We start from the raw sequence: 20,268 nt of genomic DNA, 5'->3' as shown, positions 1-20,268 counted from the left end.
GGGATACCGTCTGTGGGCTCTTGCGGTGTCAGCTCCACATCTCTCCGCAGTGCACGTTGTCGCTGTCGAAGAGCCGTGTGTTCATGACTTCGTGCTGGCACGGCAAGGATTGTCCATATTGTGGGCGTCTTGCGCTTGCCGAGCTTGTCCGAAATCCAGCGCCGGATCAGGCGTGAACACTGTTGCGTAGTTCGTCAGCCAGAGCGCGGAGAACGTCGGCGCTCCCTTCCAGCGCCGTAAAAGCGTAGGGATTGAGGAACTGTCGGCCCCAGAACAGATTGCGATCTGTGCCGGATAGCGTAGCTTCCTCGCTGACACGCGGCCAATTCTTCGCAATGCATCGGAGCTGGCCTTCAACAATCGCAAGAGCTTCCGGCGCGCTGAGCAGGAAGTGATGCGCGGCTTCAAGGCAGGACGCGATCCGGCTCATGCGGTTATTGCCGCTGATGAGCATGGCCTGGCTGGCCTCCTGGCCACTGCGGGCCTGCGGACAAATATCGTAAGCAGGCGTGAGGGTGAGCTTAGCCCCGTCCCAGAATGCCGCATGGTTGCGGGCATGATCGTCGGTGTTGCCGCAAAGTATGTTGAAGACAATGCGGCTGAACAACTCGCGCAGAGTTTCCGACGGCGCGGTGAATCGGTGGCGAATGATCTCCGCCAAATCCTGGTAGCTGGCGTAACGCGCCATCATCTCATCGAGCGCGAGCATCGTCAGCGCTGAGACCATGGATTTGCGTTGCCAGCCGCCCGTGACCTTGATCCGGTCGAATCGCTCGACGAGCAACACGTCCTTGCCTGCGGCGCGAACAAGCGAGACGGATGCCGCTCTGATGCCGCACAAGGCGGCAAGCCGCATGGCTATGAATTCTCCTTTGACGACGCTGTAAAGGTCGGCAGACGAGGAAAATTTCGCGACATGCTTGATGGCGTCGTCCTCGATCAGCGCCTTTGGCCTTGCGCCGCCGATCGAGCTGCCGTGATGCAGCGCCTGATCTAATTCGGGGGTGAGCGGAATACCTTTTTCTACCCGCTCCGCCGATTGGACAAGCTCTTCGAGAGTGGCATTGGCCAGTGCGCGCGGCTCGTAATTCGTGGGCGAAAACTGAAAATCGAGCGCGCCGATGCGGTCCGAGCCTGATTCCAGCAGGAACGTCAGTTCTGAAATATCGAGCCGCGCGATTTCATCGCCCTTCACACCGAATTTGCGGTTTAGGATAACCCGTCGTCCCCAGGCATCGGGGGCAGCATCGCGGATGCATCCCGGCATGGTTAGGCCAGGAAGCAAAGGCAATTCGCCTGCCTTCAGGGGCAGTTCCGGGAGATAAAGCGGGATCGCGCTGCCCAGTTCACGAAAGCTCCTGCCATAGTTGAAGCTGACGAGTCCGTCATGGGCATATAGCCGCCCGGCGACAACCGGCGCGGTCTCGCCCGGCAGCCAGACCCAGACATAGGCTTCGTCGTACTTGGGGACCTTAGAACTCATCGACGATCTGCTTGCCGGCCTTGTAGACGTGCTTCGGCAGCAGCGCGATGCGATCGTCCATGCGGCCTGTGAGGGCTGTGATGCCCTTGCCGTCCGCATCGAACAGCTTCACACCGACAATGGCAGCAGCTTCGAACATCAGTCCGATTTCGACTTTGGGATCGCCCTTCTCGATGCGCTGCAGGGTGCTGCGTGAAACACCGATTCTCTCGGCTAACTCCTGTGCGGTTAACCGGTGCTGCATCCGGCCCAGCCGGATGGTCTTACCGAAAAGGCCAAGCGCTTCCATCGCGTAGCGCGAATAGGTGCGTTTATGCGTTGCCGTCATCCGGGTCTCCGTGGCCTATCCATGAGCCATATCACCTCATTTCGACCTTTATATAGGTAACGTCGCAGAGCGACTGCCAAAGTCAAGCCTCCGTATCGTATGATCCAAATCCCCCTGATTCGACTTTATATGCAGCAAGAGTTCGCATCACGGCTACGTTCGGAAAGCGAGGTAGAATGCGACGGGAGACGCAAGCGTTACCCATCCGAACAAGGACGGCGAATATTGCCTACGGCTCCTGCACAACCGGCCAGCTCTGCGCGCCTCGGGCGAGGCGGAGATCTGGCGCTGGACCGCGGACAGCCTTGAGATGCCTCGCATGAGTCATTCGATGGGCGGTCCCTGGTGCCGCTACGCCAAGCGCGATGAAGCGTTGCGGTCTTCGTCGCGCGCAACGGCGAAAGCGTGCAGGAGGATGGCTCGGGTCAGGGTGGACAAGCATCTGCGTAACAATTTGCTTTTCGAGGACGGGACGAGTCCAGGTTGGCCGCTGCTCAAGGCGCTGGCTCCGCAGCAGAGCCGAGTGAACTGGAGGGTCTGGTCCGGCGTCGAGGCACGGCGCAAGGCCTGCCGCGACGGGCGCGGATAGTGCTGCTGGCCAGCGAGAGGATGTAGAACAAGGAAATTGCCTTACGCCTTGGTGCAACGCCCAACACAGTGGGCACATTGCGTCGGCGCTTTGCCGAACAGCGGCTCGATAGCCTTTACGATGAACCGCGTCCCGGCGCGCCCGATGAGGAGATTGCCGAGACGATCCGGTTGACGCTGGGAGACGACGCCGCGGGACGCAACCCACTAGCCTGACTCTGCAATCTTGAGGAGCGCCAAGTTTATTCTGGCGTGCGGCGAGCTCAACGCCGAGCCGCTTGGCATCGATGCACGACACGACGTGATGCGGCGGTGTCGCACGGGTTCTCACGGTTTGTGGCTTCGGGATCGCGCGGAAGGCCACGCTTTTCTGGCGGCTCGCGCACCGGTGCCAGACGGCCGTCGGGACCTTAAAATCGACGGGATGACCGGCGGACAACACCTCCACGCCGGCCATACCAGGCCTGGCGGACCGCCCGGACAATCCTGAGATTCTGGCCGACGTCGGCGCCGCTTGGATATCCGCGATTGAATGGATTGCGCGCAGAGGCATTGTGCGTCCTTAATGCACGCATGGTCTTACGTGCTCAGCGTCAGAAATGACTGCGCTTAAAACGTCAGCTTGAAGCCGGCCGACAGGGTCAAGGCATAGAAGTCCATGCCAGCGCTATCCTTGTGGGTTCCTTGTTCGCCGGTCGCGATGCTGTAGGCCGTTTTCTAGCCTTTGTTGCGAAAATATTTGTCGACATTGCCGGCCAGGAAGACGCTGGCGCGGTCGGTCATCTGATAATCGATCTTGGCGCCGGCCGAGATGAACGGCACCGTGAAGAAGTCGTCCTCAAATCGCAGGCCGCGCCCCTCCTCGCGCAGCCAGTGATGGTCAACAGCGCTTGCATCAACGGTGAAGCCGCTGCGGAGCAGACCCGAGAGCGTCAAGTTCCCGAGCGTCGTGGTCGCTTTCGCGCCAAGGAACAGGCCGAAATAGCGCTGTTCGTAATCGATGACCGGTTCGCCGTCCGGGAACTTGCCGCGATCCTCGCGAAAGCCGAAGCGGTCCCCACTCTATATGTACGAACCGCCATAGGCCTTCCACTTCATGTTGGTGTATTTGAAGCCACCATGAAGGTTGATAACCGTGGCATCGTTGATCACGAAGTCTGGGCCTGCTGCCATGTCAAGGTTGATGTAGCGGTCAAGGCGGGTGTCGGGGTGGATTGACTGATCCGACCAATCCTGTCCGGCAATACGCCGTTGGCTGAGATGGTCCAGTTCTTCCAGACCTCGGCCTTTAGCCCGGTGGTCAGAACCGGCGCGCCGGTTTCCCAGATCAATTTGCTGATACGATTGCCCACTTCGTCGTAGAAAAGCTCGTTGCCCTTTAGCCAGGTGTAGCCAACGCCACCAAGAAACACGACGCTCTTGTCGGGCGCTGAATAGGTGGTCGAATGCGCCGCCATGGCGATGGTCGACGATGTGCAGAACGTGCCGAAAGCAAGAATTGCAAATGCTGATGTGCAGCGATTCATGGGGCCTCCTCGGGACCTCCGTTGGTGATCTTTCGTTGAACGACGGCGGCTCACAGCGCCCGTTTGCAGGCGTTGTTTGTCGCGGCGACCATTGCTGGGCATTGGTGCAAAGACGTTGAACTCCGATGCGATGTCCGGGACGGCTTTGGTCATTGCCCTTTGTCTGGTGCGCTGCATAGAACGGCTTGGTCCGCCCACTACCGCGTTGCCGGGCCATATAAGAGATTTGGCCCGACGCGAGAGGCGGCACTCGTGGCCAGAGAACGGGATCGCACCGGCCGCCACGCTGTCAAAATGCCGAAGTTGGTGATCCGGCACGACGCTTAGCTTCTTCTCGCTCTTTGGCGACGAAGCGTTCCAGCGTGTGAATCTTGAGCACACCTGAAATCACTTCGTCGCCGAGAACCAACGCCGGCGTGACGTTGATGTACAGCTCCTTGGCGAGCGCGCAATTGCGCTCGAGGACGTTTTCGATGGCGCGGTCTTCCATGTCCCGCTTGAGCTGCTCAACCTCGAGGCCAACGTGTCGTGCGATAGTCAAGATGTCGAATTCGCTGAGCTGCGCGACCGCTCCGGGAAGTGGGACTTTCAGTAAGCGCCCCGAACCAGCCTATTTCCTTTCACAGCCAACCGCGCCGCTTGAAAAAGAGATACGGAACCACGGCGGAGAGCACCATCAGACCCAGCGCAAAAGGATAGCCCAGAAGCCATTTTAGCTCGGGCATGGCATCGAAGTTCATGCCGTAGATCGAGGCAACCAGCGTCGGCGGCAAAAACACGACGGCAGCGACCGAGAAAATCTTGATGATCTGGTTCTGCTCCAGATTGATGAGACCCAGCGTCGCGTCCAGCAGGAAGTTGATCTTGTTGGACAGGAAGGTCGCATGGTCGCTGAGGAACGTGGCATCGCGCTGGACGAGCTTGATACGTTGCCGGATTTCCTTCTGCAACTTGCGACCGGACGACGCGACTGCCCAGCTGGTCGAGTCACTCGCGCTATGGTAGGCGACGAGCCGCGCGATGCTCACGAGACTCTCCTGAATTTTCGTCAGCAGCTCACCCTTCCGGCCGATTCGCTCGACAAGGGATTGAAGGTTGCGTGTTTTCTTCGAGGCGCTCGGAGACGTGTTGCGAAAAATTTCGCGTGAGAGTGCATCAATCTCGTCGCCGATGCGCTCAAGCGTGTCGGCCGCGCGGTCGATGATCGCTTCGATCAGACCCAGCATCACCAATTCGCCGGACGTGCAGGGAGGGCCGCTAGTACGCTGTGCTTTCGCCGCATAGATCAAGAACGGCTTCGGTTCGGCGTGGCGGACAGTGACGAGCGTCTGGCCCTTGATAACGAAGGTAACCGGCGCTTTGACAGGGTCCTCGCCCTCGATATTCGCGACCGCGGTGATCGTCATGAACTCGGCGCCGTCTTCATGATAAAGACGGTCCGACAACTCGATTTCCGCCATCTCGTCGCGCGTCGGGATATCAATGGCCAGATGCGCCTTAACAAGCTTCACTTCCTCAACAGTCGGGTTGAGGAGGTCGAGCCAGAGAGCACCGAGAGCTTCGGCCTCCGGCAAGCCGTCAATTGCTGTCAGATGGCCGTTCTGGCCCGTGTAGATGCGCAGCATTTATGGCCCCTTCGGCAAGGCAGTATGCCGCCCGCGGAGCCTTTCCGTAACCGGGGCTGAAGCGCTCTACACTGATCTCGGTCATTTTGGCCGCCGGCCGATTGTGCTGGCTTGGCTGGCGATCGCATTTCCGTGCCTGCTGCTTAACAATTTCGGGCAGGGCGCGTTCGTTCTTTCCCGAGGCGGGACGATCTGACATCCATTCTTCGAGATGACCACGGCTGGACGTTGGTGCCGATGGTGGTGATGGCTACGGCGGCAACTGTGATCGCCAGCCAGGTCTTGATTCCGGCGCTTATTCACTTGTGCGACAGGCCGTCCAGCTCAACATGCTTCCGCGCTTCGAAATCCGGCATACATCCGAAATGCAATTCGGGCAGATATACCTGCCGCGCGTCAACCTGCTGCTCGCATGGTCGGTCATGTTGCGGTCATCGGCTTTGGTGAGTCCAGCGCCCTCCCGTCAGCCTATGGCATATCGGTCACGGGCGAAATGGTTGTGACGACAATCCTGCTCCACGTCGTGATGAGGCGTATCTGGAGGTGGACGCTCCTCCCGGCGCTCGCCTTGCGCTCGTCTTCGGGGTGGTCGATGTCGGCTTCTTCTCGGCGAACATCATGAAAGTGCTCGACGGCGGCTGGGTCTCAATCCTTGTCGCCGGCGTGTGGTCGTGATGACTTGGGTTCGCGGAACCCGCCTCCTCTTCGAGAAGTCCCGCAAGAGCGAATTCCCGCTCGATTTGGTTGCCGAGCAGATGACTGCCAAGGTGCCGTCGCGGGAGTGGTTGGAATTGTGAGTTGGCGTAGTCTCCGGGGTGTCAACCTCGAATCATCCGGCCTTGCGGTGCCGGACAGGAGACTACGCCATGACAAGGACTACCATGAAAGCCGAAGCCGTTCATCCGGGGGATGAGGCGACGAGCTATCTTTTCGACAACTGGTTTGATCCGATCGAAGCTGGCCTGCGCGAGCGGGTGCGCGGCTTCATCGAGACGATGCTCGAGACCGAGTTGGAAGCGGTGCTTGCCCGTCCCCGTTATGGCCGGCAGCCGGCGGCGCGCCAGTGATGAGACCACCGGTGTCGCCGGCCACCGCCACGGCAGCCGGACGCGCACGCTGACGGGGACCTTCGGCACCACTGAGATCACGGTTACGCGGGCGCGCCTCGATGTCGAGGAGGACAAGACGGTGGAATGGAGGAGCAAGGCTCTGCGCGCCTATCAGCGGCGCACGAAGGCCGCCGACGCACTGATCGCGTCGAGCTACCTGGCGGGCACGAACACGCGACGCGTCCGTCGTGCGCTTGCCGCCTTGTTCGGCGGCGCGATCGGCAAGGACGTCGTCAGCCGCACCTGGCGCAAGGTGAAGACGGACTGGGACGCCTGGAAGGGTCGCTCGCTGGCCGACGAGCCCGATCGTGCGCCTGATCCTCGACGGGACGGTGGTTCGTGTCAGGCTCGACCGCAAGGCGACCTCGATCCCGCTGCTCGTTGTCATCGGCGTGCGCGCGGACGGCCACAAGATCCTGCTCGCGGTCAAGAACATGGGCGGCGAGACGACCGAGGCCTGGCGGGCGATCCTCGACGATCTCGTCGCACGCGGCCTCCGCCGCCCTGAGTTCCTCATCGTCGACGGCGCACCCGGCTTGGACGGGGCGATCGCTGGGCTGTGGGACGGGGTGCCGGTTCAAAGATGCACGGTTCACAAGCACCGCAACCTGCTCGCCCACGCTCCCGAGCGCCTGCACAAGGAGATCAGCGCCGATTACACCGACATGATCTACGCGGCCACGCCGGAGGAGATCGAGAGCCGCCGCAAGGCGTTCCTGCGCAAATGGCGGCTCAAGTGCCGGGCGGTGGCCGACAGCCTGGAGGAGGCCGGTGAGCGCCTCTTCGCCTTCACGCGCCTGCCGCCGAGCCAGTGGAAAAGCGCACCAGAACTACAAACGCGATTGAGCGTCTGCATGAAGAGTTCAAGCGGCGCATCAAGACCCAGACCGTGCTGCCTTCGGCCGAAACCGCGGCAATGTTGTTCTGGGCGTTGATTGCGTCCGGCGAAATCTCGATGCGAAAAATCGACGGATGGCACACGCTCCCCGCCAAGCCACTCGATCAGCAGATTGACCTCGCCGCATGAACCGATAACCTCAATTTGCCGGAGGCTGCTCCGCCAAATTCCAACACGATCCGCTACGGCACCGACTCCAGAGCCTTCTATGACAAATATTACACGCCCAGCAACGCCGTCCTGGTGGTGGCCGGCGATGTCGAGCCGGAAACGGTCAAGGCGCTGGCCGATAAGACGTAGGGAACCGTGCCGACGGCTCCTGGTCTAACCCGCATCCGCCCAGTCGAGCCGGAGCAAAACGCCAAGCGCACGGTGACGCTGACCGGCGTGCGCAATTCGGTGCCGCGCTTTTCCACGCAATGGATGGTGCCGTCCTATCATACGGCCGCACCCGGCGAGGCCGAGGCGCTCGACTGCTGGCCGACATCCTCGGCGGCGGGACCCGCAGCCGGCTATACCAGCAGTTTTCGACCGCATACGCGCCCAGCTTCTCTCCGAAATCATTGCCGATGAGCGCGAACCTCACGCGATCCCCGAGCTGGCCTGGCGGCGCGGACTCTACGGCACGCATCCGTATTCGAGACCGCCCAAGGGAGCCTGACCAGCGTAACGCCCGCCGATCTAAGCGCCTTCCACAAAGCCGCTTTCGCCCGCGACGGGCTGCATGTGGCGGTCGTAGGCGACATAGATGCCAAAGCCCTGAGAGCAAGGCTCGACCAGCTGTTCGGCGATTTGCCTCAGAAACAGGCGCTCGCCCCCGTACCTGATGTCACCCCGAAGCGGCGAGCGGACGCAGGTCGCAACGCCCTCCCCCAGACTTCGCTCCAGCTGGCTTTTCCCGCCATGGGACGCAACGACCCGGAATTCTACGCGGGACAGCTGATGAACGATATAGTCGGAGGCTCACGATTTACCTCACGTCTGTTCCAGGAAGTGCGCGAAAAGCGCGGCCTTGCCTACGGTGTCTCGTCCAGCTTGGAAGACTACCAGCCCAACATGCTTGTCGTGACGACGTCGACGCGCGCCGACAGGGCGGCCGAGACGCTCGACCTGATAAGACAACTAATCAAGGAGCTGGTGGACACAGGCCCAACAGCGGCCGAACTCGAAGCGAGCAAGAAGTATCTGATCGGCGCCTATGCTATCGACAATCTGGGTTCCTCCAGGCCGATTTCCGCCACGCTTGTCGGGTTGCAGCTCGACAAACTCGGCATAGACTACATCCAGCGCCGCCCGGCCCTCATCGAGCAGGTGATCCTCGAGCAGGCAGGGCGGCGGCGAAGAAGCTGCTTTCGGCCGAGCCCGCGATTATGGGCGTTGGCCCGTGACAGCGAATAATCCCACGCTCTACAATAGCTGAAGGACTCGCCGACCTACGTGTGGCTGATCCGACTATGGTGTGGCAGAATGAACGCCTTGAGTTCTGCCTGCTCGCCTTCGCAGACCAGGTTCTCTCCCGTGGTTCGATTCCCGACCCGAAGAACGCCGTCGTTCCGAGAAAGTATTCTAACTTTTGCGTATACCAAATACGGGAAAGTTAGAACTCTTGAATATGAAGCCGATTATGCTAGCTTTCCCGTATATCAGATACGGGAAAGTTCGAAAATGGCCCTTCACCTCGTTGGGGAAAACATCGATAAAACCCGCAGCCACTATCAGGCTGAAACGGGCAAGCTCGTCCAGCTAATGCGCGGCATCTATGTCGATGCCGGGGAGGATATCGAGGCCACGATACTCAAGCACGCCGTCCGCATCGCCAAATACCTGTATCCCAACGCTTACCTCTCGGCGGCGAGCGCTGTGCTTCTCGGCCCGACCCGGGATGGCCGCCTGTTCCTGAGCGGGCGACGAATACAGCGCAGGCGCTTGCGCTTGCTGGAAATCATTCAGAACGCAGCTCCCGACCACCCATCAGTCGCTCAAGCGATTGTCGATGATGGAATGGGAGAAATCCGGATCGACGTCTCCTCGATGCGCCAGCGCTTCCTCGAAGCTTTCCGCCTGCGCAGCGAACACGCGGCATCCATCGACGAGACGATGCGCGAGGCAATCGCGAACCGCCTCATAGAACAATACGGCAGCGCCCAGGGCGCTGCCGACGCGACATGGGCGCTTGCCCGCGCGAACCAGTGGTATCGCGAGGGCGAGCACGCCGAGCGCTTTTTCCTCCGCCCTCCACTGACCACAGAACCGGCACGCAACGGAGCCGCGCTCGATCTGATCGTGGCGTGGCACGGCGCTCCGCTCGGAAATCTCACACATGATGGTTTTGAGTGGCGCTGGAATGCAGACGATCAGGGCCCGCCACTTGTTCGCCAGACCACGCCGGGCAAGCTCCCTCCTTTCATTCTGTCGCTGCTGCCTGAAGGCTGGCTTGAGTCAGTGTTGAACGACCGCGACGAGCGCGCGACGCTACGCTCGGGCAAACGCTACATGTCCAACATCACCATCGTCGAGCGTGCGAGCGATCTCTCCGCCCTGCCGCCCGACATCCTGTTAACCCGGCTCAATGGCTTCACTAGAAACACTGTCTTCACTGGCCAGTATGCAGGGCCGGGTCGCGGCGACCTGGAGCAGAGTTTCGAACGCAATCTCGCACAGATATTCGAGCGTACTGATACGCCTCGCCTTTCGGGTGTTCAGATCAAAGCGCCTATGTTCCTCAGTGCGGATGGCACCCTCTCTCCCAGTATCGGCCGGCCTTTTACCCACATTCTCAAACCTGCGGGTACGGGCGGATTTGAGGCCCTGCCAGTTATCGAATGGCAGTCGCTCGCTTTGGGCAGCGCGGCCGGTTTCAAGACGCCCGCGACAGCGCTCGTCCCGATGCCTGACGGGATGCCTCCGGCGCTACTCGTGGAGCGGTTCGATATCAGAACGAGCCTCGAGGACAAACACCTGCTCGCGCTTGAGGACTTCTGCTCGGTACTTGGCGTGCCCACCGAAGCAAAATACGACGGCACGATGGAGCGCATCGCGCGGGCACTAAGGCCGCTATCGACCTCTCCCGAAGAAGACGTCCTGCTTGTCCTGAAGCGATCCTTATTCGCCTGGCTGATCGCCGATGGCGACATGCACCTGAAGAACATGGCACTGCTGGAAATCGCAGAGCCCGGCAGCACGCAATTCAGCTCAGTTCGCATGGCTCCGCTCTACGACGCGGTCACGACTCGCGTGTTTCCACGCCTCGAAAAAGACCGGATGGCCCTCAAGCTGAACGGCAAGGACGATCGTCTGCGGCGCGCCGACTTCAAGGCTTTCGCGAGCACGGCTGGCCTCAAGGCAGCCGATGCGGATACCAGCATCGACGATCTTGTTGCAGCCCTCTCACGCGCGCTCAACCACCTCGAATTGCCGCCGCCTCTATCAGACGGCTCTCAAGGCGCGAAGATGGCGGAGCAAATGCGCGCGATTGTCCACGAACGCATCGAAGGGTTTGCATAGATGATCGATCTAACTGATACGCCGGTTTCCATGGACCGCACTTCCCAGCCGTGATGGGCGAGACCGCCCCGACAAAGCTTGGCAAGGGCTCGAAAGTTCAGGCTAATGATAGATGCTCAGTGGAGGGCCTATTTTCTAGCGCCGGCGACGTAACCGCTCGATCGTCTGCACAATCCCTTCGGGCGTCGGCTGGCGCAGTCGATGCGGTCGAGATCTCTGCTCGTCGTGGCAATGTTCACGGTGGTCTTTTTGGAGATCCATCCATTCCAGGACGGCAATGGAAGGCTATCGCGTTCTGACGACGCTTCTGCTGATGCGCAGTGGCTATGCTTATGTGCCTTACTCTTCGCTCGAAAGCGTGATCGAGAACAGCAAGGAGGGCTACTATCTGGCGCTTCGGCAAACTCAAAAAACGATCCGCAGTCCGAGGCCTAATTGGCAGCGCTGGGCTGTTTATTTCCTGCGCGCTCTTCAGCAGCAAAAGCAGCGGCTTGAGAAGAAAATCGAGCGCGAGCGTCTCGTGCTCGGTACGCTTCCGGAACTCTCCCTTCAAATAGTTGAAGCCCTCAAGGAGCGCGGGCGAATGACCATTGGCGAGATCGTCAACCTGACCGGTGCAAACCGGAACACCGTCAAAAAACATGTGGCAACCCTGGTCGAAATAAACCATCTAGCCCCAACATGGAACCGGCAAGGGAACGTGGTTTGGCAGACGTTAACACAGACTACTTTATGTGATTCAACCCACGAAACGCACCACGTCCATTTACTTTGAACACAATATGATAAGGAACACTCTTTCCGAGCTTAAGCCCCCGGGCAAAAAGTTTTCGAGGGGTGGTTGCCGCCGCCCTCAGTGCAATTAACCGGTATTGAGTTCCAGCTTGCCAGCAGCGGTTATCAGCGTGGCGTCGATGGCAAGTCCTCCTTTGAAGGCGGTCGCATTCGAGGGGAATGCTCTACAGGGACGACCCGCCGTAAACGACGCTCTTTCGAAAATCCCCGACCTCTTCCACCACAACGACCCCCCTTCTCGTTTTTTGGGGCGCGACCTGCACGGTCCCGAGCCCAGCTGGCAGATGATCTGCGTGCCTACGGTCGCAAAGAAGGCATCACCGTGCTGATTCTCGATTGTGGTCCCTTTTGATTTTCCACGCCCGTTTGTGGCGCTCGCGATGGGGGGCGGCAAGATCGAGGACTTTTGAAAGCAATTTCAATCCGATGATGCTCAAAAAAGGCATTTGGCTGCACTGCTGCTATTCGGACCGATGGCCGGTACGCGCGGTCGGGAAGCCGATGTCCATTGTTCAGTTTGCACCTGATGAGAACCGCAAGCCATCGACCAGAAGCGTTCAAGAATTCTCCCTTTCAAGTTGAGTGGATGGTCTACCAGCCGTATGGCCGAGGCCCTATAAGGACCCGCAGGTGCGGAGTACACGCCGAGGCTCTGCCGATTATACATATCAGCTGCCTTTGAGAGGAACCCGGTTTGCCCCTGTGCCTGCCGATGATCCGCCACTGAAATCCCCGGACCTGTTTGGCGCCGTCCATCGCCTGCCGGCACTTGGCACGTCAGTTCGCGAGCGGTCATTTGTGGTCCTCAACCCGTCGAGCGGCGAAGTGCTGGCAGGACGTCCGACATGGGCGTGGAGGAGACACGGGCTGCGGTAGACGAGGCCTATGTCGCGCAGCCTGGATGGGCGGCGCTGACCGCCCGAGAGCGCAGCGACCTTCTTTGGCGATGGCATCAGCTGATCATCGCCATGCAGGCGATCTCGCCGCGATTCTGACTGCGGAAATGGGCAAGCCGTTTGCCGAAGCCAAGTCGGAGGTTTCGCATGCGGCCGCGTATCTGCAATGGTACGCCGAAGAAGCCAATCGCATCTATGGCGAGACGATCTCCGCACCGTCTACAGACCGTCGGATGATGGTGATCAATCAGCAGATCGGTGTCGTCGGCACGATTACGCCATGGAATTTCCCAGCGTCGATGGTGGCGCGCAAGATCTCGCCGGCCCTGGCGGCGGGCTGCGCGATCGTGCTCAAACCTGCTGAACAGACGCCGCTCGTGGCAGGTGCAATGTTTGCCCTCGCGCAGCAAGCCGGCTTTCCTGACGGCGTTGTCAACCTGGTCTATGCGTCCGAAGGTGATCGCGTGGGGCCGCGAACTCTGCTCCAATGCCAAGGTCCGAAACATCAGCTTTACAGGCTCCACCGAGGTTGGCCGACTGCTCATGCGCCAGTGCTCGGACTAGATCAAGAAGGTCAGCCTCGAGCTCGGCGGCAATGCGCCCTTCATCGTCTTCGACGACGCGGATATTGACGCTGCCGTTGACGGGGCGATCCAGGCGAAGTTCCGCAATGCCGGCCAGACTTGCGTTTCATCGAACCGGCTTTACGTCCAATCGAGCGTTCACGATGAGTTCGTCGAGAAGTTCGTGGAGAAAGTCCGGCACTTATCGGTTGGCGACGGCTTCGCTCCGGGAGTGGACGTCTGACCACTCATCGACATGCATGCTTTGGCCAAGATCGAGTCCCACATCGCAGATGCCGTTGCTAAGGGTGGGATAATTCGATGCGGGGCCGAACGTTTTCAACCCACAGCCTTCACCGAGATCTCCAGCATCATGGCGGTTGCGCAAGAGGAGACTTTCGGGCCGTTGGCGCCGATCATCCGCTTCCACGATGCGGATCAGGTTGTCTGTGAGGCAAACGACACGATTTACGGGCTCGCCGCCTATTTCCATGCCTCGAACCTGAGGCGTGTCTGGCGCGTGGCCGAGGCATTGGAATATGGCATGATTGGCATCAATACGGGGCGTATGTCTTCGGAAGCGGCGCCCTTTGGCGGCATGAAGCAGTCCGGCATCGGGCGGGAGGGTTCCCGCCACGGGCTCGAAGACTACCTCGAAATGAAGTACCTCTGCATGGGTGGAATCTAAATGACGTCGCCCCGAGTTTCTCCAGTTTTGGGTTCGTTTCCGGCGTGGGTTGTGCGCTGCTGGGCGGGTGAAGCGACGGGGGCTGGCGCGGAGCCTTTCGCATAGCGCAGCGCGAGCGACCGTCGCGGATTGAAGGTGGTGGCGAACTTGGCCGGTGTCTGCCAGGCGATTTGGGAGTGCGGCCGCGCGGTGTTGCAGTCGGCGGGCCACAGGCGATAGCGATGCTTGCCATGCGCATGGAATGCCATTCGACCGGTTCTGATCCGCGCAGGAGAGGATGGCGTTCGAGATGAACTGGCTGGCATTATCACTGACCAGTGATGAGCCGGTTCAATTCCCGGGCAACCAAGTGCCCTCGACCGTGCTGAATAGTGCGCCTTTGCCATACCGGCGGATTAGCGCGGCCGACCTTACTTCGGCATGATGCGAGCAATTTCTGCACCAGGCGCGCAACGTATGCCACTCCCTCAGATCGCCCAGCGATACGTCTGGGCCTGCATGTTTGCTGCCTTCTGCGATGGCTTGCCGACACTTTCGGCTCGCCGGGTGTGATGATCTTCTTCTGCGTCTTTCCCTCTCGGCGATATTGCCGTTCGGCCGTCCCGACCAAGGCCAAACCTCGGGCCGTTTTCCCGTTCCCGGGTCGAGCTTGAACGTCTCGTCGATGATGTTCTGGCGTGCTGCGAGCTCAACGCCGAGGCGCTTGGCATCGATGCATGGCACGACATATTGCGGCGGTGTCGCACGTGTTCGACGGTTTGGGCTTCAGGATCGTGCGGATGGGCCACGCTTTTCTGGCGGCGCGAAACACGGGCAATGCGCGTTCAAAACCTGACAAAGGCAGAAACTTGTCAGGTTCAATCCAACCGCCATCCGGGCACTGCGGAGGGTTTTCAAAGCATATTCATGCACTTGCGCGCTGAGCCCGCTGGCATGGACCTTGCAACGCTTGCAGCAGGACGGTATGCAATGGAGCAGACGAGGATGTTCTCTCCCCTGAACCGTGTGCCGTCTCTGAGAGGGAAATAAGCTCGTGCAGAAAATCTCACAACCTTTGACAACGGCTTTGGAGAACAACGTGGTGTTGCAGATCGAGTCCCCGGCTCCTTCGATTCAAGCGGAAACCTGGCTGCGTGGCGAGCCCCTCACCAGCTTCGAGCCCGGCAAAGTGTACATCGTCGAATTTTGGGCAACTTGGTGCGGTTCGTGTGTGGACGGGATGCCCCATCTGATGCAGCTGCAGGAGAAATACAGGGAAAGCGGCGTTGAGATCGTAGGAGTCGCGGCTAGTGAACGCGCTCCAACGGCCGATGAGGCCCGAAGCACGTTGGACGCTTGGTTGACGGAAAAGTTCCCGAATCTGAACTATCGGATCGCATTCGACTCCACAGGCGAAATGGACAAGCTTTGGATGGAGCCCAGCTTTTCTTTCTGGATTCCCACCAGTTTCGTGGTCGACCGAGACGGCTGCATCGCCTTTATTGGTGAACCGACGGAACTCGATGAGGTCTTGCCGAAGGTGCTTAACGGCAGCTGGCGCACCAGCGATCAGGCAAAATCCGCCGATGCGGAGCGGATCGCGGAAGGCGAACCCATAGCGCGCGAACAAGCGCTGAAGAAGCCGATCAAGGACAGATATCGGGCCGCGGTGGAGAAAAAGGATTGGAAGACGGCGCTCTCGGCGATCGAAGAAGGCATCGCCTTGATGCCGGACAACCTCGGTTTCCGCCGTTCTCATGTGAATCTGTTGCTTCACAAAATGAAGGACATGCAGGTCGGCTTGCCCGTCATGCGCCAATTCGTTCGCGACGCGATCAACAGAAACTCCGAGAATTGGATGGTTGCGGCGTTAGACGAGCTCTTCTTTCCGAACCTTGACCATTCGCACTTTCCGTCTGCTGAGCGCTTGGCGATGGGAAAACAGCTGTCCGAACACATCCTGGCACTGAATCCCCCGGAAAGCGACAAACGTAAGCTCCTGCCTTATCGTTTGGCAGCCCTGTACTATCACGAGAGCGGCAACAAAGATCGGGCGATCGAGTTGATCGAGCTGGCACTGAAGTCGCAGGGCGGTCCGGAGCTTATCCGGGACGAAGATGAACAGGGCGAAATATCGCATTTACTGCAGTTCCTGGCCTACTTCAAGGGTGAGAAGGTTTGTTACGGCGCTCTGTGTGCGGTTCCAAACAATGGCCGATTCGACAGCTGGTATACCGTTTGCGGCTGATTGTCAGGTTTATGTAAGGGACAGAATTGGCCGGGCGGACAGCTCTTGATGCGAACGGCGCAAACCCCCGCCCGGCTTGCGAAATCACCTGGGCCGCTCTTTTGGACCTAAGTCCGAAGGACTGCGGCCTTCTAACATGCCCGCCTTTGTTTAGGCGGGCTATGAGCTGAGCTACGGGTTTTGCCCGCTTCTAACCGTTCGCCAGCCTGGCGCAGGTGCCTCTCAACACCTCCACCACACCGAGGTTTCATGCGGGTAGCGAATTCGATCTTGGCGGCATGGCCATTAAGCACATGGGATGGCCTCGCTGGCGGCATGCCTGTGATCTGGTGCTGCAGCCCACGCTTGCCTCCGCCAGCGGTTCGATGAGGCAGCCTGTCGCACAATTGATATCAGGACTTCAATGCCGGAACACCGGCGCCACCCTCAATTCAATAAATGAGGTGTCGCGCACCACGATTGGCTGCTTGATCCAGGCAATTCCGGCCGCCGTCATCCTCAATGAGGTGACCTCGACCAGAGCCTCGGCCTTGAATGGCATGATCGAGGTGCATGGGTGCGGCCACCGTCATTTTCGTCAATCCGAACGGGATTTCTTGCAACCGCTTTGCGGCTTTATCCAACACGCCAAGGGCCGCGCTGTCGACAGGTGGCGCGAGCTTGGCGCCGAGGCGTCCACGTCAACAGATTCTTCTGACAATCGGGACTTGTACGATCACCCCAGGGGGGCGAGAGCCCCATGACGATCATCGTCGCGCCGGCCGCGATCTGAAGCAGGCGTCGGCGCGCCTCCCGCCTATCTTCTGGCGAGGCTTCGGTGAAAGACGCCGATGGCGGAACGGAAACACCAGGACCGGCTGAATAGATCCCGAGCTGTGCGATCGCGTTCGGCCAAGTTGAGGAAAGCGAGCTGAATGCAGGACTTTGCACGCTAGCACCGCGTTGCCGGGCCATATAAGAGATTTGGCCCGGCGCGAGAAGCGGCACTCGTGGCCAAAGAACGGGATCGCACCGGCCGCCACGCTGTCAAAATGCCGAAGTTGTGATCCGGCACGACGCTTAGCTTCTTCCCGCTCTTTGGCGATGAAGCGTTCCAGCGTGTGAATCTTGAGCACACCTGAAATCACTTCGTCGCCGAGAACCAACGCCGGCGTGACGTTGATGTACAGCTCCTTGGCGAGCGCGCAATTGCGCGCGAGGACGTTTTCGATGGCGCGGTCTTCCATGTCCCGCTTGAGCTGCTCAACCTCGAGGCCAACGTGTCGTGCGATAGTCAAGATGTCGAATTGGCTGAGCTGGCCGCGAGCAGCCATAAGGGCGTGATGGAACGCCTCATATTTTCCCTGTTTGCTGGAGGCGAGCGCCGCCAGTGCGGCAAATTTGGAACCCGGTCTCTTGCCCGGACAATGTTTGTAGACAACCTTCAGCATGGGATCATGCTTGAGGGCTTGCTGGATTGTACGGTCTTCCGCCCGGCACCGCGGGCAGTTGTAGTCCAAAAATAAGACGAGAGGGACGTCGCCATTCGGGTTGCCAGCAGTTGGCGCAGCGGCGTCGTTTAAGAGTGCGTCGCGCCGCTCTGGAATGAGCTTCCGCCAAAACGCGACGAGCCGGCTATGGTTTTCATGCTGGCGCACGTAGTCTTTGGCAACTGGACCATATTGCGTCGCCAGCCCGAAAAAAAGCAGGGCTAGGGGTGAAAGAGCGATAAGGCCGGCTTTTGGCGTAAGGCATGGTTAGGCTCCAATTAACAGTGAACGGCAGGGCGGCAACGGCTGGCCTTTTGACGTCAAAGGGGGCACCGCTTTAATGCCTCACCCGCTGTTCGCGGATGACGGGAGGTCAAGGGGCTCGTGCTATTCGAAGAGATGCGGTGGGATGGCTGGGCCCAACAGCCGACCCATCCGTGAGCGGCGCTGTGTGCGTGCGAACTGCCCCCGCGGTCGCTGTTCGCCGAGCGACTTCAGGCGGCCGAGTGCGATGGCTGAGCGTGACTGCAGCAAACACCTGCACGTAAAGCTGGGATAAGAGGGCTTAGGGCGCGCGGGACTCGCGCTGCGGTGTGCGGGATTATATTCAACAATTCTTGTCTCCTAACCGGATCGAGGCAGGTTCCTCCCTCCCGGGCATCTCCCGTCGCTGCGCTCCGGTCGAACGTTGCACCAAGGGTCCTTGCAAGCCCCGCGCCAATCGCGATGTCGGCACTTCAGGAAGTGATTGCGCGGGCGGCAGGTGGGCAGTGGTCAGCGCGCCTTTCCAGAATATCGCTCGCATAAACGTCCGGCGAGCGGCTCCGAGCGTACCTGCCATCGCCGGGCTCTGCGACAGCCTGAAATCTATCTCGAACCAAATCCGAATCGCTCGTTGAGTCTCGTCCCTCCCAGCGCGGTAAACCGCGCCTCGATCTCGGCATTCCAGCAAGCCTCCCACGAAGTTCGCCCGCTGGACAGGGTGAAGGTCTGCTGTCCGATTAGCTGGTTTAAGATCAGCTCAGGCTGCGGCGGCCGCTCGATCTCGCAAAACTCTACAATTCTGCGAATGGTCTCGAACTGAACTTCGCGTCCTTGGTCGCCTATGATCTGCTCATAGCTCAATCCAAGAACATTCTCCTGATCCGCCCACGGTGCCACTGGATGGCAGCGATCATTGAAAATGAAAGGCGCGATCTCATCGAAGTACTTCAGCATTTTGTCAGGTCCGTCCGGCTCATTGCGCCACGTAATCTCAGCCCTCTCAGGCGGGCACCAATCGCTGTCACCTACATATCGCATCTGCGACACAATTGCCGCACGCATTTCGCGCGAAAGAAAGACGATCTTGAAATCCGCTAAACAATGGCGAGTGCCGATGTCGCACGGTAGATGCCCATAGCCAAACTGACCGGGCTGAATAAAGCGCGAGGATATCTCGATCGGTATCCATAGAATATTTTCGGAATGAGTGAAGCGAGCTCGCTCGACATCCACAAAGCGGAAGTCTCCAAGATAGTCTTTATTAAAGAACACATCGGACTGTACAAGCCCGAGCAGTCCAAGCAGACGGGCATATAGGTGGGTGCCCGCCTTCGGAATGGAACATATCATAACCCGCGAGCTTGAGCGGCCGGCCGTCGGCTTGATTGACCAAGATTCATTCGAGCAGGGATAAAGTGGAAAGGGTTGACCCGCGATATCGCGCAGCTCTTCTGGAAGCGGGTGAAACATTGTGGTTTCCTCACTGTTGCAGCGGCTTTTTTAAACAGCCGGAGCCAATGCGCGACAGGACAAGTTCCTGACCAGCTTGACCCCAAGCAGTCGCGCCCTCTGTTGCCGTACCAGAGAAGTAAAGCCCGTCGCATGCGCTAGCCGCGAGACGAACCGCTAGTACGGGTGGCATCGGCAAGCTCGTGGCCAACTTGCTGAGATGAGCTATTTACCAAACGCCACGTCGGCGTTCCCTAGAGATGTAGTCACCTTGTCATGCCCCCGGTTTCGATCGGACGATGAACCTAATCATAGAAGAACGCAAGTAAGATTGGTTATGTCGCCAATATACTAATGAATATATTTTCCCAGACGGCACCGCTTGCGTTGCCGTGCAGTCGTCCCCACTGCCCTGACGACGAGGACACCACGGTTTGCGCGGCGCATGCGCAGCCAGTAAAGTAAGCTCCATTGACAGCATCGGGCCAGGAGACGTCGTTAAACGAGGCCACTCGCAAGACCGCCTCGCGAGCGGCCGAGCGCATGCCCTCGCGTCCATTGCCCCGACTGCCGAGACATGGGCGCGAACGGAGCGGCAGCCGGAATCCGATATCGACCTTGTCTATGATCTGCGTCAGTGAACCGTCAGCGAGACTCGAATATGCAGGGCTTTGCTAGGCCTTCGCGGGTCGACTGCCAGCTTGGAACGAACACTAAGACACATGCGGAGTAAGCGGTGTTCTCAGGCCACGGCCTTGAGCTCGAGCTTGTTGATGTAGACCCAAGGCAGGAGATCGTCGATCTGGCTGTTGGGGTGGCCGTTGACGATCCTGGTGAGGACATCGGCGAGATAGCC

At 59.5% G+C, this 20,268-nt stretch carries 13 protein-coding genes and 7 pseudogenes; 9 read left to right on the top strand and 11 right to left on the bottom strand.

Going from position 1 to position 20,268, the window contains the following annotated elements; all coding sequences use genetic code 11:
- Positions 1–166 precede the first annotated feature (166 nt).
- From NMG46_RS24990 to NMG46_RS24965, 6 genes and pseudogenes are all read right to left on the bottom strand, one after another.
- Positions 167–1,483 (bottom strand): type II toxin-antitoxin system HipA family toxin, encoded by a 1,317-nt coding sequence (locus NMG46_RS24990; protein WP_095521246.1) that lies wholly within the window; start codon positions 1,481–1,483, stop codon positions 167–169.
- Positions 1,473–1,811, bottom strand: a complete 339-nt coding sequence (locus NMG46_RS24985) for a helix-turn-helix transcriptional regulator (protein WP_029354813.1) — start codon at positions 1,809–1,811, stop codon at positions 1,473–1,475. Before NMG46_RS24985 ends, NMG46_RS24990 begins: the two co-directional genes overlap by 11 nt.
- A gap of 1,305 nt (positions 1,812–3,116) precedes the next feature.
- Positions 3,117–3,584 (bottom strand): annotated as a pseudogene (locus NMG46_RS30035) (omptin family outer membrane protease).
- Entirely contained in the window at positions 3,548–4,078 is a 531-nt protein-coding gene (locus NMG46_RS24975; RefSeq protein WP_236370649.1) for a hypothetical protein, read from the bottom strand. Before NMG46_RS24975 ends, NMG46_RS30035 begins: the two are co-directional and overlap by 37 nt.
- A gap of 136 nt (positions 4,079–4,214) precedes the next feature.
- A complete protein-coding gene (locus tag NMG46_RS24970) occupies positions 4,215–4,466 on the bottom strand; it encodes a DsbA family protein (RefSeq protein ID WP_245492543.1) in 252 nt (83 codons plus the stop codon).
- A gap of 79 nt (positions 4,467–4,545) precedes the next feature.
- Positions 4,546–5,550 (bottom strand): magnesium transporter CorA family protein, encoded by a 1,005-nt coding sequence (locus NMG46_RS24965; protein WP_029354811.1) that lies wholly within the window; start codon positions 5,548–5,550, stop codon positions 4,546–4,548.
- Positions 5,551–5,590: 40 nt separating this feature from the next.
- On the opposite strand from NMG46_RS24965, the pseudogene NMG46_RS24960 reads away from it, so the two are divergent.
- The 8 genes and pseudogenes from NMG46_RS24960 to NMG46_RS24930 all read left to right on the top strand — a co-directional run.
- Positions 5,591–6,299 (top strand): annotated as a pseudogene (locus NMG46_RS24960) (KUP/HAK/KT family potassium transporter); the annotation flags it as partial.
- Positions 6,300–6,431: 132 nt separating this feature from the next.
- Positions 6,432–7,686: pseudogene (locus NMG46_RS24955) on the top strand (IS256 family transposase).
- Positions 7,687–7,746: 60 nt separating this feature from the next.
- A pseudogene (locus NMG46_RS24950) lies at positions 7,747–8,078 on the top strand (M16 family metallopeptidase); the annotation flags it as partial.
- Between the two features lie 82 nt (positions 8,079–8,160).
- On the top strand, positions 8,161–8,955 hold the full coding sequence (locus NMG46_RS24945) for a pitrilysin family protein (RefSeq protein ID WP_329608241.1): 795 nt from the start codon (positions 8,161–8,163) through the stop codon (positions 8,953–8,955).
- A 267-nt stretch (positions 8,956–9,222) separates the two neighbouring features.
- The gene (locus NMG46_RS24940; RefSeq protein ID WP_127241052.1) at positions 9,223–11,061 is read left to right on the top strand and encodes a type II toxin-antitoxin system HipA family toxin; all 1,839 of its coding nucleotides are present in this window, start codon (positions 9,223–9,225) and stop codon (positions 11,059–11,061) included.
- A 201-nt stretch (positions 11,062–11,262) separates the two neighbouring features.
- Positions 11,263–11,319, top strand: a pseudogene (locus NMG46_RS30030) (hypothetical protein); the annotation flags it as partial.
- A 19-nt stretch (positions 11,320–11,338) separates the two neighbouring features.
- Positions 11,339–11,836 (top strand): Fic family protein, encoded by a 498-nt coding sequence (locus NMG46_RS24935; protein WP_245455149.1) that lies wholly within the window; start codon positions 11,339–11,341, stop codon positions 11,834–11,836.
- A 714-nt stretch (positions 11,837–12,550) separates the two neighbouring features.
- A pseudogene (locus tag NMG46_RS24930) lies at positions 12,551–14,003 on the top strand (NAD-dependent succinate-semialdehyde dehydrogenase).
- Here NMG46_RS24930 and NMG46_RS24925 read toward each other — a convergent pair.
- Positions 14,000–14,321: pseudogene (locus NMG46_RS24925) on the bottom strand (hypothetical protein); the annotation flags it as partial. The pseudogenes NMG46_RS24930 and NMG46_RS24925 sit on opposite strands and share 4 nt — an antisense overlap.
- Before the next feature lie 715 nt (positions 14,322–15,036).
- Between NMG46_RS24925 and NMG46_RS24920 the strand changes: the two are divergent.
- Positions 15,037–16,230: a TlpA disulfide reductase family protein gene (locus NMG46_RS24920; protein WP_236370655.1), complete on the top strand. Its 1,194-nt coding sequence runs from the start codon at positions 15,037–15,039 to the stop codon at positions 16,228–16,230.
- 400 nt (positions 16,231–16,630) lie between these two features.
- Here the strand turns inward: NMG46_RS24920 and NMG46_RS24915 are convergent, their stop codons facing one another.
- The 4 genes from NMG46_RS24915 to NMG46_RS24900 all read right to left on the bottom strand — a co-directional run.
- Complete coding sequence (locus NMG46_RS24915) at positions 16,631–16,771, bottom strand: hypothetical protein (RefSeq protein ID WP_254820117.1); 141 nt, start codon at positions 16,769–16,771, stop codon at positions 16,631–16,633.
- 205 nt (positions 16,772–16,976) lie between these two features.
- The gene (locus NMG46_RS24910) at positions 16,977–17,867 is read right to left on the bottom strand and encodes a DsbA family protein (protein WP_254820116.1); all 891 of its coding nucleotides are present in this window, start codon (positions 17,865–17,867) and stop codon (positions 16,977–16,979) included.
- A gap of 699 nt (positions 17,868–18,566) precedes the next feature.
- Positions 18,567–19,433 (bottom strand): sulfotransferase domain-containing protein, encoded by an 867-nt coding sequence (locus NMG46_RS24905; protein WP_126038507.1) that lies wholly within the window; start codon positions 19,431–19,433, stop codon positions 18,567–18,569.
- Between the two features lie 721 nt (positions 19,434–20,154).
- Positions 20,155–20,268 (bottom strand): transposase domain-containing protein (locus NMG46_RS24900; RefSeq protein ID WP_164747675.1); only part of this gene is annotated, 114 nt, incomplete at its 5' end.

This window comes from Mesorhizobium sp. LMG 17147 (genome assembly GCF_024297145.1).
Classification (GTDB): Bacteria; Pseudomonadota; Alphaproteobacteria; order Rhizobiales; family Rhizobiaceae; genus Mesorhizobium.
Note: the sequence above shows the minus strand (reverse complement) of the source record. Positions and strands in the feature narration are given on the sequence as shown.